Origin of the sequence: Ureaplasma parvum serovar 3 str. ATCC 27815, from assembly GCF_000019345.1 — a bacterium.
GTDB classification, from domain to species: Bacteria; Bacillota_I; Bacilli_A; order Mycoplasmatales; family Mycoplasmoidaceae; genus Ureaplasma; species Ureaplasma parvum.
The window spans coordinates 150,139-165,717 of sequence record NC_010503.1 but is presented as its reverse complement, the minus strand read 5'-3'; the positions used below and the strand labels follow the sequence as shown (position 1 = coordinate 165,717).

12 protein-coding genes, 1 tRNA gene, 1 rRNA gene and 1 other RNA gene are annotated in these 15,579 nt (G+C 25.3%); 4 read left to right on the top strand and 11 right to left on the bottom strand.

Going from position 1 to position 15,579, the window contains the following annotated elements:
- The first annotated feature begins 1 nt into the window (after window position 1).
- Window positions 2–1,186 carry a hypothetical protein gene (locus UPA3_RS00670; RefSeq protein WP_010891681.1) on the top strand — a complete coding sequence of 395 codons (1,185 nt, stop codon included), beginning with the start codon at window positions 2–4 and terminating at the stop codon, window positions 1,184–1,186.
- An 8-nt stretch (window positions 1,187–1,194) separates the two neighbouring features.
- On the opposite strand, the gene rlmB is transcribed toward UPA3_RS00670, so the two are convergent.
- The 7 genes from rlmB to UPA3_RS00635 form a co-directional block, all read right to left on the bottom strand.
- A complete protein-coding gene (gene rlmB, locus UPA3_RS00665; RefSeq protein ID WP_006689126.1) occupies window positions 1,195–1,914 on the bottom strand; it encodes a 23S rRNA (guanosine(2251)-2'-O)-methyltransferase RlmB in 720 nt (239 codons plus the stop codon).
- A gap of 1 nt (window position 1,915) precedes the next feature.
- Entirely contained in the window at window positions 1,916–3,226 is a 1,311-nt protein-coding gene (cysS, locus tag UPA3_RS00660; RefSeq protein ID WP_006689137.1) for a cysteine--tRNA ligase, read from the bottom strand.
- 13 nt (window positions 3,227–3,239) lie between these two features.
- On the bottom strand, window positions 3,240–3,935 hold the full coding sequence (locus UPA3_RS00655; RefSeq protein WP_006688873.1) for an MPN527 family putative ECF transporter permease subunit: 696 nt from the start codon (window positions 3,933–3,935) through the stop codon (window positions 3,240–3,242).
- Window positions 3,936–4,171: 236 nt separating this feature from the next.
- Window positions 4,172–6,193, bottom strand: coding sequence for an NAD-dependent DNA ligase LigA (gene ligA, locus UPA3_RS00650; RefSeq protein ID WP_006689158.1), 2,022 nt, complete (start codon window positions 6,191–6,193; stop codon window positions 4,172–4,174).
- An 83-nt stretch (window positions 6,194–6,276) separates the two neighbouring features.
- On the bottom strand, window positions 6,277–8,277 hold the full coding sequence (gene uvrB, locus UPA3_RS00645) for an excinuclease ABC subunit UvrB (RefSeq protein WP_006688958.1): 2,001 nt from the start codon (window positions 8,275–8,277) through the stop codon (window positions 6,277–6,279).
- 2 nt (window positions 8,278–8,279) lie between these two features.
- Entirely contained in the window at window positions 8,280–10,793 is a 2,514-nt protein-coding gene (secA, locus tag UPA3_RS00640) for a preprotein translocase subunit SecA (RefSeq protein WP_006689106.1), read from the bottom strand.
- Between the two features lie 16 nt (window positions 10,794–10,809).
- On the bottom strand, window positions 10,810–11,712 hold the full coding sequence (locus UPA3_RS00635; protein ID WP_006688936.1) for an ABC transporter ATP-binding protein: 903 nt from the start codon (window positions 11,710–11,712) through the stop codon (window positions 10,810–10,812).
- A gap of 138 nt (window positions 11,713–11,850) precedes the next feature.
- On the opposite strand from UPA3_RS00635, the gene tyrS reads away from it, so the two are divergent.
- From tyrS to upp, 3 genes are all read left to right on the top strand, one after another.
- Window positions 11,851–13,098 (top strand): tyrosine--tRNA ligase, encoded by a 1,248-nt coding sequence (tyrS, locus tag UPA3_RS00630; RefSeq protein ID WP_006688855.1) that lies wholly within the window; start codon window positions 11,851–11,853, stop codon window positions 13,096–13,098.
- A gap of 25 nt (window positions 13,099–13,123) precedes the next feature.
- Window positions 13,124–13,221, top strand: an RNA gene (ffs, locus tag UPA3_RS03225) — signal recognition particle sRNA small type.
- Window positions 13,222–13,342: 121 nt separating this feature from the next.
- Window positions 13,343–13,966: a uracil phosphoribosyltransferase gene (upp, locus tag UPA3_RS00625; protein ID WP_006688866.1), complete on the top strand. Its 624-nt coding sequence runs from the start codon at window positions 13,343–13,345 to the stop codon at window positions 13,964–13,966.
- 64 nt (window positions 13,967–14,030) lie between these two features.
- On the opposite strand, the gene UPA3_RS00620 is transcribed toward upp, so the two are convergent.
- From UPA3_RS00620 to rrf, 4 genes are all read right to left on the bottom strand, one after another.
- A tRNA-Gly gene (locus UPA3_RS00620) sits at window positions 14,031–14,104 on the bottom strand.
- Between the two features lie 56 nt (window positions 14,105–14,160).
- A complete protein-coding gene (locus UPA3_RS00615) occupies window positions 14,161–14,841 on the bottom strand; it encodes an HAD family hydrolase (protein WP_006688940.1) in 681 nt (226 codons plus the stop codon).
- 7 nt (window positions 14,842–14,848) lie between these two features.
- Entirely contained in the window at window positions 14,849–15,319 is a 471-nt protein-coding gene (locus UPA3_RS00610; protein ID WP_006689146.1) for a dihydrofolate reductase, read from the bottom strand.
- A gap of 142 nt (window positions 15,320–15,461) precedes the next feature.
- Window positions 15,462–15,565: ribosomal RNA gene (gene rrf / locus UPA3_RS00605) — 5S ribosomal RNA — on the bottom strand.
- Between the last annotated feature and the right edge of the window lie 14 nt (window positions 15,566–15,579).

Genomic DNA, 15,579 nt, shown 5'->3' with positions numbered 1-15,579 from the left:
TATGAAAAAAAATAAATATAAACTTCTTATTAAATCACTAGTTATTACATCTTTTTTAGTTACTACTTCAAGTGTTATTGTAGCTTGTACTAATAAAGAAAAAGAGCAACATTTAACTGAATTAAAAAAATTATCTCAACATGCAAAACAAATATATAATGAAATTAAAACTAATGAATTATTTAAAAAGGAGGCTTCTGTTTTAAATGATCAAATTAATAAAGTTTTAAAAATTAATGAACAAAATAATTTAGATGTCATTACTAAAAATTATAATGATTTAAAAAAATTATTAGATGAAATTCAAGAGAAAATTTCTAAAGAAAAAGAAAAAGAAAAGCAACAAAACGCTTATCTTAATAAAGAAATTAACATTAAATTAGAAAATTTAAATCAAATAGTTAATCATAATTTATTAAAAGGAAATAAAGAATCATTTTTTAATCAAATTATTAATTTCACTCCAATTACAACAGAAATTCAAACTATTATCAATCAAAATCAAAATCTTTTAGATTTCAAAAATGAAGAACTTGAATTAAAATTAAAAAATTTAGACCTTTTCATTAAAGAATTAGATCATAAATTTAAAAATATAATAGATCAACTATTTAATATTGAAGATTCATACATTAATAAGTTTCTAAAATTTATTAATAACCAGGACTTTATTAAGGATCAAAAATATCAAGAAAGAGAAAAGTTTAATCCGCAAGAATATTTAGAATTAACAAAATCTATTCAAAGTAGTTTTAATAAATTAAAAAACGTTACTATCAATTCAAACCTAGACCAATACCTAAATTCACTTAATTTAGTGTTATTATCTTTAACTAATGAAACTAAAGCCTTTTTTACTAAATTTGAAGATCAAATTAAAAAATATTTTAAGTGAATTGTATATGGTAGAGATGATACACTAACAAAAGCCTTTAATCGAATTGTTGAAGAACAAAAAAGAAATGAATTTATAGAGCAAACAGAAAAAGCTTTATTAACTTTTCCCATGGAAATTAATCAAAAATTTAAAATGTTCGTTGATTTTTTTACATTAAAAAATGATAAAAACGAAACTGAATATCAAAAAATCTGAAAGTCAAAACACAACGAAGTTAATAAAGTCTGATTTGGTATTGCAGAGTGTTTTGCAACTGGAAAATGTACAGACAAAAATAAACCATCATAAAAAAATAACTAGGGTTTTATTTTAGTGCGATAATGCGCTAAGATAATTCCTGTTGCTACACCAACATTTAAAGATTGTACATCACCAAACATATCAATTCGTATGCTTTGATCTGCATTTTTTAAAATTAATGGACTCACACCTTTATTTTCATTGCCTACAATAAAAACAGTTTTATTAGCATAATCAACTTTTTCATATGGTTGTGATTTTAATAAACTTGTCGCATAAACTCAAAAACCTTCATCTTGAAGGTTTTTTATTGTATTTGATAAATTATTGACTTCGATCATATAAATATAATTAATTGCACCCATACTTGTTTTAATTACTAAATCATTAATGCTTGCTTGGTGATGCTTTTTATAAATAATAGCATCCACACCAAAACCATTAGCAGTTCTAATAATTGCTCCAAAATTGCGAGGATCTTCAATTTCATCAAGTATTAAAACTAAAGCATTTTTTTTATCTTTTATTAATTTTAAAAAAGATTCTAAACTCGTTTTTTGAAAGTTTTTTTTGACTAGTTTAAATGCAATATTTTGATGGTTTAAAGAATGATCAAATTGTTTAAATCATGCTTCATTAACAATTTCATAAGTAATTTTATTTTTATTAATTAAATTAATTAACTCATAATTTTTTGATAATAAATACACTTTTGAAATTGATTGTTTGTTACCAATTGCATCTAATAATGCTTTTTTGCCAAAATTATAATTCATTTTATAAAATTCCTATATTAATTAATTGTTTTCTTAATTCATCAGCTTTAACATAATCTTTTTTATCAACGTAATTTTTTCAAGTATTTAATAATGCTAAATTCTCATCATTATGCAAATCAACAAAATTAATACCCAATATATCTAACATATATAATAATTGAGTTAAATTCAGTTTTAATTCATTCATATCCTTATTTTCTTTAATTAAAATATTTATTTTTTTAACACTAATATGAATTAGATCAACAATACCTACAAAATCTAAATCATCATTAATGCGTTCATCAAAAAGCTCAAAATGATCAATTTGTGTTAATGATTTTAGTTGATTATTGAAGTATAAATAGTTTTTTGCGTTATAAATAGCATTTTTAATTTTAAGAATTTCTTTTTCGTTCTGCTTCATGATTTCATGCGAAAATTTAATTGGTTGCTTATAATCTGCTTGATAAAAAAACCAACGCACAACTTGATAATCGTATTCAGCTAATAAATCTTTTACTAAAATAAAATTATTTAAAGATTTTGACATTTTCTCATTATTAATATTAACTAATCCAAAATGCATTCATACTTTTGCTAAATTTTTATTATATAAAACTTGATTTTGAGCATTTTCATTTTCATGGTGGGGAAATTTTAAATCAATTCCACCACCATGAATACTAACTTGTTCACCAATATAAGTGTTGATCAAACATGAGCATTCAGAATGCCAACCTGGGCGACCGATTCCTCAAGGTGTATTTCACATAATACCTTTATTTGTTTTCTTTCATAAAATAAAATCATTAGGATTGTGTTTATTAGCTGCGCTTTCAATACGCATACCAACAATATCATTTTCTAAATCACGTTTCGATAATTGTCCGTAATTTAAAGCTTTTTTTGTATCAAAATAAACATCATCACCAATAAAATAACCTGCTTGTTTATCAATCAATTTTTGGATATAATCAATAATTTTATCCATATGTGTTGATACTTTAGGATTAATCATTTCTAGTGTATTTAAAGCTTTTTTAATTTTTAAATATTCATTAAAATAATATTCACTAACCTCTAATTCTTTTAGGTTATTAGCTAGAGCATAATTAATGATTTTGTCATCAATATCAGTAATATTTAAAACATATTTAGTTTTGATATTATGTTTTTTTAAAAAACGATATAACACGTCCATAGTAATTAAAGGCCGAGCATTGCCAATATGGATATGATTATAAACGGTTGGTCCACAATTATAAATTGAAATTAATTCATCATTAATTTCTACTAATTGATTAGAATAAGAATCATATAATTTCATAAATTATTCCTTGTTAATATGTAATAATCGTTTTTTTATCTGCAAAAATTTTTAATATAGTTAATGATATAAAACTAATAATGATGTTTTTAATTAAATTAAAACTTGTATATAAAGCAATAATTCCTAATCAATATGATTTAATATTTAACAAAAATAAAGTCGGGTGCTTTTCATAAATTTTTTGTACTTCTAAAAAATTCAGTGTTGGGGTAATTTTAAAAGTGTATCAATAAAGTGGAGTGTAAAGAATACCGTTCATAATCACATTAAAAACAGTTGTTAAGAATGAACTTAATACTAAAACTCATAAATTAAGATAAAATTTTGGTCTTTTTGGAATAAATAACTTTTTAAAAAGAATAACCATAGTAACAAAAAATAAGTTATTTAAACTTAAAACCATTGTTCCGATCCATGAAGGACTTCCGTGCAATAAATTAGCTAAACTTAATAAAATTGTAACTAAATATACAAAGCGATATTTAACTTTATAAATTAAATAAACAAGTGTAAACAAAGAAAAATCAAAAGCTAAGAAATTAAAACGAATAAAGTGACTTAAATATGCAACCAAAATTCCTAAACCTAACATTACTGCACTTAGTGTGTAGTCTTTAATAATTTTAGATGTTGAATAATATATACTATGTTTTTTTTTATAATTTTTTTTAAAAATTGTTTTTTCTTTTGTTATATTTATCTTCAATAATTTTTACACCAATACCTTTACTATCTTTAATTAAAGCGTTAATTTAACTTTAATATAATGCATTACAATTATTTTAATAGTTTTATCTTTCTTAATTATAAAATATATACATTTTAAATTTTATTTTAAGAGCATATTTATTACAAAATTATTATTTTCTATATCATAGAAAACATTACAATAATTTTAATTTAGCAGCAAAAACAACTTAAAATTATTAATATTCAAGTAATTTAAAAATTATTATCCTTTTTTCAAAATTCATTTTCAATAATTTTCACACCTAATAATTTAGCTTTTTCTAATTTCGTACCCGCTTCAGTGCCAACTAAAACATAATCTGTTTTTTTAGAAACACTGTTTTTAACTTTTGCATGATAATATTTCTCTAAAATAGTTTTAATTTCATCACGGCTAATACTAAATGAACCAGTAATAACAAAAGTTTTATTTTTATATTCATCAATTATATTGATGTTATCATCATAAATAAAATCATCAATATATTCCATATTTACACCAACTTGTTGTAATTGATTAACTAAAGAAACATTATGCTCATCATTAAACCAATTAATTAATGATAAGGCTGCTTTTTCCCCACATGCATCAACATTAGTTAATTCATCAAAATTAGCGTGCATTAAAGCAGTCATTGTTTTAAATTGTTTAGCTATTTTTTTAGCTAAATTTGGTCCAACATGACGAATTCCAAAAGCTGTTAATAAAAATTCTAAAGAACATTTTTTTGAATTATTAATACTATTAATTAAATTACTAAAACTTTTTTCTTTAATTTTAAAATCACTAGTTAAAATAAATTCTTTGTGTTTTTGCAAATAGTATAAATCTGCAATGTTTTTAATTAAATTAGCATCATAAAATTTATTAATAATGGCATCACTCATTCCCTCAATATTCATGCAATTACGTGAAACAAAATAAACGATTTTTTCAATATTGATTTTTTTACATCCATAAATATTTAAGCAGCGTTGGTCAACTTCATCATTTTCACGTACTAAAACTGATTGGCATGAAGGGCAATTTATAATTGGTTCATAAGGTACACTATTTGCTAAACGTTTTGATAAATCAACACCATCAACATAAGGAATTACATCCCCTGCTTTATAAATTTTAATTTCATCATTAATTCGAATGTCTTTTTCTTTAATAAAATCAAAGTTATGTAAAGTAGCGTATTCAACCATACTACCATCTAATAAAATTGGTTTAATTTTAGCAACATATGAGATTTTTCCTGTACGCCCAACATCGTTAATAATTTCTAGTAATTGTGAGCTAACAACATTAGCTGGAAATTTATAAGCAATTGCTCATTTAGGAAATTTAGAAGTATAACCAATCTCATCATAAACTTCTAAATTATTAATTTTAATAACAATACCATCAATCATATATGAAAGTTTATCACGCACTTTAGTATAACAATCAATTTGATTAATAACTTCATTAATTGTATCGACTTTAACAATTAAATCACTAACTTTAAATTTATTATCTCTTAAAAATTGAATACTTTCATAATGCGTTTTAATTCCTAGTTCTTGTGCATTAACCAAATAATACATAAAAGCACTTAATTTACGTTCTGCAACAATTGAATTATCTAGACTTCTTAATGTTCCAGCAGCAGCATTTCTTGGATTAGCAAATTTTTTATCACTTTCTTCTAAATTATCATTCATTTCATAAAAATCATGAAAAGCCATATAGACTTCACCACGAACTTCAATTTCGTAGTCTTTATATTTTTGATCAATATAGTGAGGAATGTCTTTAATCGTTAAAATATTGGAAGTAACATCTTCGCCATTAATCCCATCTCCTCTTGTAATTGCCTGGTGTAATTTGGCATTTTTATAAATAATAGAAATGCTTAAACCATCAATTTTAGGTTCAACTACGTACCCTTTTAAATCGACACTAGCATTTTGATTATCTTGATCAAATTTTTTTAAATCATCATCATTAAAAGCATTTGAAAGTGATAACATTGGTCTTTTATGTTTTACTTTATTAAATTTTTCTGAAACAAAGCCGCCAACCTTTACACTTGGTGAATTGTTAGTTTTAAATTGAGGATAATTATTTTCAAGTTCGATTAACTCCCGCATTGTTTGATCATAAACATGGTCTGGCACACTTGGATCATCTAAAACATAATATTCATAGTTTCATTGGTCTAGTTTTTGTTTTAATTCGTCAATTTTAGCTTTTATTTTATCCATACGTAAAGTAACCTTTTTAAATCTTTATTAGTATAAATTTTAATTAAAAAACTAATATTAAAATAAACATAATTATATATTTATTATTTGCTTTTTACACTTTGCTTAATGGCTTCTAATTCAACAATCATATCGCGATATTGAGCAGCAACTTCATATTCACGTTTTTTTGCAGCTTCTTCCATTTTTTTCTTTAATTCTTTGATTTTTTGATTGTACTCGTTTTTTGAAGCTTTTGCAGCATATAATTCCGCATTTTGTTTATAATCATGGCCACTTAAATCTTCGTGAATTGGTTTAATAATTGTTTTAGGGATAATATTATGTTTTAAATTAAAAGCTAATTGAATTTCACGTCGTCGTTTTGTTTCATTGATTGCGGTTTGCATGGCTTGTGTTATTACATCAGCATACATAATTACTTTACCATCAGCATTACGTGCTGCACGTCCAATAATTTGAATTAAAGATTTATCACTTCTAAAAAAACCAGGTTTATCAGCATCAAAAATAAAAACACCTGCAACTTCTGGAACATCTAATCCTTCTCTTAAAAGATTAATTCCAACAACACAATCATAAATTCCTTTTCTTAATTTATTGATAATAACACTACGCTCTAGTGTTTTTAATTCATTATGTAAATAAGCAGCTTTAATTTTTGTATTATTTAAATAATTTGTTAAATCCTCAGCCATTCTAATTGTCATAACAGTAATAAATGCTCGTTGATTCTTGTTTTTTAAAAGCATCAATTCATTAATTAAATCATCAATTTGGTGTTCTGTTTTTCTAATTTCAATAATTGGATCTAATAATCCTGTAGGACGAACAATTTGACTAACTATATGATTATCTGATAACGCAATTTCTTCATCGTTTGGTGTGGCAGAAACATAAATCGTTTTGGAAAGTTTTTTATTAAATTCATCATAATTTAAAGGCCGATTATCTAAAGCGCTAGGTAAACGAAATCCGTATTCAACTAATGTTTGTTTACGACTACGGTCTGTATTATGCATCCCTTTCACTTGTGGTAATGAAATATGTGATTCATCTACAATTAATAATCAATCTTGATTGTTATATGAAAAAAAATCAAAAATTGTCCATGGTGTTTGAAAAGGTTCACGATGTTCAAGATGACGATAATAATTTTCAACTCCACTACAAAAACCAAACTCTACAATACTTTCAAGATCTTGTTTAGTTCGTTGCTCAATCCGTTGCGCCTCAATTAATTGATTGTTTTTTAGAAAAAATTTAACTCGTTCATCTAGTTCATTTTTAATATTTTCAATCGCTATTGCTAAACGCGAATCATCAAAAATATATTCACTTGCACTTCGTAAAATAAACCTTTGTTCTTTAGAAATAATATTATTAGTAATTGGATCGCAAAGATCAATTGATTCAACTTCATTTCCAAACATTGATATTCTTATTTTAAATTTATCACTATATCCAGACATAATTTCAATTAAATCACCACGAATCCTAAATGTTCCTGGCACTAAATCATAATCTTTTCGTTCATAACCTAATTGAACTAATTTATATTTAATTTGTTCAAATTCGATTAATTCACCAACATGTAAATATAAATTCTTTTTAGTAAATTCTATAGGAGAAACAGATGCATAAATACATGCAACAGAAGCAACAACAATGACATCATTTCTTGTAGCCAATGAATTAATAGTTGATAAACGCATCATCTCAATTTCTGCATTTGTTACTGAATCTTTTTCAATATAAGTATCAGTTATAGGTTTATAAGCTTCTGGTTGATAATAATCAAAATATGAAACAAAATATTCAACTTTATTATGAGGAAACATTTCTTTAAGTTCAGCAAATAATTGTGCAGCTAATGTTTTATTATGAGCAAGAACTAAAGTCTTTAATTGGGTTTTTGCAATTACATTAGCCACACTAAATGTTTTTCCTGTTCCTGTTGCCCCTAATAATACTTGTCGTTGAATACCTTGATTAATATTATTAACCATTTCATCAATTGCCTTTTGTTGGTCACCAGCTGGTTTATAATCGCTTATTAATTCAAATTTTTTAAAATCATCCATTGTTAATTATTATTTTTATCATCTTCATTATCTGATTGATTATCATCAAATGATTCTTGAATTGTTTGATCAGTTGGTATTGATTCGTTGAAATTTTCAAAATCAATTGAATTATTATTTTCATTAATTTCATTATCATTTACAATAAATTCACTATTTAAATCACTATAATCTTGATGAACATAATTTATTTTTCCTATTGAACATACTGTTTTTCAAGCAACATTATGTTTTAATTTTTCAAATAATTTATCTGAGTCTTCAACATAAATATTTAATGGTGCTTTTTGTTCATAAGCACGTAAATTAACTCCCTCACGAATTTTAGAAGTAATATCTAAATGTTTAGTTCATTCTTCATCAATATTACTAATCATAATTTCTGATAAGATTTGATTAAAAATTGTCGGTGTCATTAGTTGTTCTTTTTGCTCAAAAAAATTAATACAGTCTTTTTTTAATTTAGTTTTAATTTGTTCAAACTTAAGCCCATAATATTCGTCCTGATTTAAATAATTGTCATAAAAAATGTTTTGAGTTGCTAAATCAATTAATTTTTTTATGTCAATAATGTCTTCATTTGGTTTATTGTGTGATTGATAAATTAAATCATCAATTACACTATCTAACATTCGATATAAAATATCTTTATTATCTGATGAAATAAGAATTTTATCCCGTTGTTTGTAAATTAATTCGCGTTGATTACTTAAAACATGATCATAATCAATTAGATTTTTTCTTGTGTCATAGTTTAACGACTCAACTTTTTTTTGTGTATTATTTAGCAATCGTGTAAAGAATTTTGTTGAAATAACATCTTCACTTAATTTATCATCAGCTTTTGCTAAATTATCGGTTGCAAAACGACTAAATAAAGTATCTTCCATTGAAATAAAAAAACGTGATTCGCCAATATCACCTTGTCGTCCAGCACGTCCTCTTAACTGATTATCAATTCTACGTGAATCACTTCGTTCGGTTCCAATAACACATAATCCTCCAGCTTCTAATGATTCTGGAGATAATTTAATATCAGTCCCACGGCCTGCCATATTTGTTGCTATTGTAACTGCTTTATACTCTCCTGCACAAGCAATAATTTCAGCTTCGCGTGCGTGATTTTTAGCATTTAAAACTTCGTGAGGAATATTGACTCGTTCTAGTAATTGATGTAAAATTTCTGAATCTTCAACACTAGCAGTTCCAATTAAAATTGGTTGGCCATTTTCATGACGACGAATAACATCAGCAATTACATATTTCCATTTTGTTCTTTTATTATCAAAAACATAATCAGGATGGTCAATTCTTTTAATTGGTTTATTTGTTGGGATTGTAACAACAACCATATTATAAATATTTAAAAATTCTTCTGCTTCAGTAATAGCTGTTCCTGAAACTGCTGCTAATTTTTTATATAAACGAAATAATGATTGATAAGTGATTGTGGCAACTGTTAAATTTTCGGGTTCAATTTTAATTTGTTCTTTAGCTTGAATTGCTTGTTGTAATCCAGCGCTATAACTTCTTCCTTCCATAATTCTACCAGTAGATTGATCTACTAAAGCAATTATATCCTCACCATCATCATCTTTTTTAACAATATATTCGCGTCCATTAAAAAAAGTAAAATTTGCTCTTAAAGCATTAGTAACTTTGTGGATAATATCTGAATTTTCAAAATTATAATAATTTTTAGTATTGAAAAACTTTTGTGCTTTTTCAACGCCACTTTCTGTTAATGCTACTGATTGTGATTCTGGATCTAAAGTAAAATCTTGTGGATATAATGTTTTTACAAAACGATCAGCTTTAACATAATTTCCAATTTCTTCTTGAGGTTCACCAGAAATGATTAAAGGAGTCCGAGCTTCATCAATTAAAACAGAATCACCTTCATCAACAATAGCAAATCATAAGCCCCGTTGAACTTTATTAGCATAATTAGTTACCATATTATCACGTAAATAATCAAAGCCTAATTCTGAATTAGTTGTATATGTGATATCACAATTATAATTATTTCGTTTTTCATACTCATTCATATTAGCTGTAATTTGGCCAACAGACATATTTAAAAAATTTAAAACAGGTGTTGCAAATTCTGCTCCAACTTTAACTAGATATTCGTTAACAGTTACCATATGAACACCTTTTTTATAAAGTGCATTTAAATAAGCAACTAAAACTAAAGTTAATGTTTTACCCTCACCAGTCATCATTTCAGCAAAATCACCAAAATAAACAATAATTGCACCAATAATTTGAACTTTAAAAGCTCTTTTATTATGAACTCGATAAATCACTTCACGAATAATGCATAATGCTTCTACTAATTTATCATCTAATGGGTTATTATTTGCTAAATATTCAATAATATCATCAGATTTATTAATTAATTCTTGATCGCTAAAATGTTCGTATTCTTCTTCTTTTTTTAAAACTTCTTCAGCAATCAATCGAGCGCGATTTAAGATTCGGTTTTGGGGGGATATTTTTGATATTAAATTCATTTAAATCTAAGTCCTCTTATTGTTCATCTCATTTTAATTCGTCAACTGATTTTGGATGATCATTACGAATTAATTCATTAATATTACCATCTTTAACCTTAATAACTAAAGTTCCAAGTTCAGCAAAAATTGGGTTGTGGGTAACAATAATTACCGTTGTCTTTAATTCCTGGTTAACTTTTACAAATTCTTTTAAAATAATTTTTGACATTGTTTCATCAACAGCACCAGTTGGTTCATCGCCAAATAAAATAATAGGATTTTTAGCTAAAGCACGGGCTATTGAGACTCGTTGTTGCTGACCACCAGATAATTCATGTGGAAATTTTTTTGCGTAATCAAGCATCCCTACTGCTTTTAATGCATCTTGTGGTTTAATACGGCGTTTTTTATCAACTTGTAAATCAGCACCAATCTCTACATTTTCCTCTACAGATAGTGTTGGTAATAATCCATATTGTTGAAAAACAAATCCAATATATTCTTTACGAAAATCAGTTAATTTATTTTGATTCATATTAATTAGTTGTTTATCACAAACACGAACATCACCATCAGTTGCACGATCAAGTCCCGACATAATGTTCATTAATGTTGTTTTACCAGAACCTGATGGTCCTAAAATAATTACAAATTCACCTTTACGAATATCTAAATTAACACCTTTGAGTGTTTCATTAATTAAATAGCCATTTGTGAAAATTTTTTTAACATCACGAAGTTCAATAATATTATTTGGATCACGTGATGGCATATCAATGTCACCTTTGTGATTTCTGTTTAATTTTTCAACTTCTTTAATTCGTTTTTTAAGTTCTTTACGCTCATCTTTTGATAAGTCTTTTATATTAATTTTTTTGTTCTCATCTGGATTAGATAATGGATTAATAACATTATCATTTTCTTTTTTATTTCTCATAAAGCCATCCTTTATTTAAGTAAAGCTATTTAACATTTAATTATAAAACAAATCAATAATTTAATTTGATTTAAAGGTAATATAGTATTAAAATATATAATTATAAATCAAGTAATTAATTAAGGAAAAGATAGATCTATGCATAGTTTAATTAAGGATTTAAAAGCACGAAACTTAATCAATAATATAACTAATGAAGAAAAATTAATAAAAGCTTTAGAGAAAAATAAAGGAATTTATGTAGGTTTTGATCCTTCAGCTGATAGTTTACACTTAGGTAATTATATTATGATAATGTTATTAAAACGCTTTCGTTTATATAACATTAAAACATTAGCGCTTGTTGGTGGTGCTACAGGAATGATTGGTGATCCAAGTGGTAAATCCGCTGAACGTAATTTATTAGATAAAACAATTTTAGAAAAAAATATTGCAAAAATAAAATTTCAACTTGAAAAATTTACTAATTCTCAAGTTATTAATAATTATGTTTTTTATGAAAATATGACTTTTTTAGATTTTTTGCGTGATGTTGGAAAGTTAATCAACATTAATTATTTATTAGAAAAAGAAATTATTAATTCTCGTTTATCTGTTGGTATTTCATATACAGAATTTAGTTATAATTTGCTACAAGGTTATGATTTTTTACAATTATATAAAAATGATAACATAGCCATTCAAGCTGGTGGTAGTGATCAATGGGGTAACATTACAACTGGAATTGAAATGATTCGAAAAAATTTAGGTGATGACAATATCGCTTGTGGATTGACAATTAATTTATTAACAAATTCAGAAGGTAAAAAATTTGGTAAAAGTGAAAAAGGTGCTATTTATTTAGACGAAAATAAATCAACTGTTTATGAAATGTATCAGTTTTTAATTAATCAAAGCGATGCTGATGTAGAAAAATTACTTAATTTTTTAACATTAATTGATGTTGAAGAAATAAAAAAAATAATGCAAGCTCATAAAAATAATCCCGCTTTACGAGTTGCACAAAAAGCATTGGCTAAAGCTGTTGTTGTTGATATACATGGACAACAAAAATATGAACAAGCATTACATATTAGCGAAGTACTATTTAATGGTAGTATTAGTACATTAAATCAAGAAGAATTAGAAATCGCAATTAAGAGTTTACCTGCAACAAAATTAGACAAAGATGAAATTAAAATAATTGATTTATTAAATTTAGCTAATATTTCATCAAGTAACCGTATAGCACGAGATTTTTTAAATACAGGATCAATTTTAATTAATGATATTAAAATAAATGATGAAAATTTTTTAGTCAAGAAACAAGATGCTATTAATCAAAAATTTAGTATTATTAGAAAAGGTAAACGAAATTATTTTTTAATTTTATGAAATAAAGATTAAAAAATTTAATCAATTTTATTTATAATATATATGTCATTACAATATTAAGTAGCGAACCTTGTCAGGCCAGAGATGGAGCAGCAATAGCAATATCTTTTTATGTGTGATGACATATATTAATGTAATAAAACTAGCATTTTGCTAGTTTTTTTCATTTTATTAAGTTATTTATAATAATAAATTTTATAATTAAGAACGAATATTAAAATTATATATACAAGTTAAATGATTTAAGGAGTTAAAAATGCATAAAATAATTAATCACCCATTAATTAAAGATAAACTAACACGTATGCGAAAAGTTTCAACAGTTTCTACTGTTTTTCGTACAAATTTAGAAGAACTTACACAATTGATGGTTTATGAAGCAACAAAAGATTTAGAGTTAAATGAAATAGAAATTGAAACTCCTGTTGTTAAGGTTGCAAAAGGTTATAAATTAAAAAATAAAATTTGTTTAATACCTATTTTGCGCGCTGGAATTGGAATGGTTGATGGTGTTAAAAGTTTAATTCCAACAGCCACAATCGGTCATATCGGTTTATATCGTAATGAACAAACACTAAAACCAGTAGAATATTTTAAAAAATTTCCTAAAAATATTTCTGAATCAGATGTTATTATTTTAGATCCAATGTTAGCAACAGGAGGTAGTGTTGTTGAAGCTGTTAATATTATTAAAAAATACAATCCAAAATCCATTAAATTTGTATGTATTGTTGCAGCTCCAGAAGGTCTTAAATATGTTCAAGAAGTTCATCCTGAAGTTGATGTTTATATCGCAGCATTAGATGATAAATTAAATGAAAATGGATATATCACTCCTGGTTTAGGTGATGCTGGTGATCGAATTTTCGGTACTAAATAATTTTAATAATTAAGTAAAGAATAAAAAAAGCAATTCATAATAGAATTGCTTTTTTATTTATTAATGGAGCAGATGACGAGAATCGAACTCGCGTCTCGACCTTGGCAAGGTTGCGTTCTACCATTGAACTACATCTGCAACTAGCACTTATATATTATATAATAAACTAGTCTTTTTTGTGCCATTTTTGTTCATTAATATAAAAAGTGGTTAATTTGTGTTTCTAGTTCATCAATTGTTTTAACAATAAGAGGTTTTAAATTAATAATTGTTTCCATGTGCTTTTGATATTGTGGTTCTCAATTAACTAAAATAAAATGACAATTAGCATTTATAGCTGCTTTTAAATCAGCTATACTATCACCAATCAATAAAGTATTTTTATGATCAACATTACAGTTGTTCATAATTTTTAGTAAACCACTAGGATCTGGCTTCATTTGTTCGACATCTTCAGCACCAAAAATATAATCAAAATAAGGTCGTAAATTATAATAATCAACCATTGTTGCTAATAAAGAAGATCGTTTATTTGATAAAATTGCTAATTTAACATTATTATTAAGTGATTTTAATTTTTTGATTAGGTCTAAAATACCATCAAAAAAATAACTATGGATCATAAAAAGCGAAGATTCATATATTTCATAATATTTAGAAATCATCATTTCAATTTCGATATTTAAAAGATCGTGTTTAGCATACTTTTTAAAAATATTTACCATAGAAAGATTACCTAACAGATCGTTCATTTCTTTTAAACTTGGTATATGATGATTATAAAATTCTAAAACACCAATAATAGATAGGCTCATAGTTGTATGCGTGTGCATAATTGTACCATCAAAATCAAAAACAATCAGTTTTTTGGTCATAAATCTTTTATTTTTCCTTCTTATTTGAATAATAATTAACAATAAAATTATCATAAACATCTTGTTTATCTAAATTAAAATTATTATAATCAACTTTCATGTATAGATCACAATCATAATAATCTTTTAATACAGAAACAATTAAAACATCTGCATAAGCTAAAAAAATATCAAATAATTCCTTGCCGCCAATAATAAAAATATCCTCTTTTTTAGCATCGTTTAATACTTGTTGAAAATCATTTGTCACAAAATACGATTCGTCTTCTGGTGTTTGCATAATTGAAGAAAAAATGATATTTGTTCGATTATTTAATGGTTTTTGATCTAATGAATCAAAAGTGTTTTTACCCATTATAATTTTATGGTTTTTTGTTGTTTTATAAAAATGATCTAATTCTTCTTTTATATATCATGGTAATTTATTATTTTTTGATATACCACCATTCAATGTTTGACATCAAATTAACTTTAACATATTTAAATATAAAATCCTTAATCATAAATGATTGTCACATTTTGATTATATACTAATTTATTTAAATTAGACTGATATATATTAAAAAATATATTATTTAAGTATAAAAAAACCAACCTCTTAAATTTCAAGGTTGGTTTTAGCGTAGCGATGACCTATTTTACTTGCGCTATTTTCGGCTCTAGAGTGCTTGACTTCTGTGTTCGGGATGGGAACAGGTATTTCCACTCTGATATAATCACTACACAATTATGATCGAC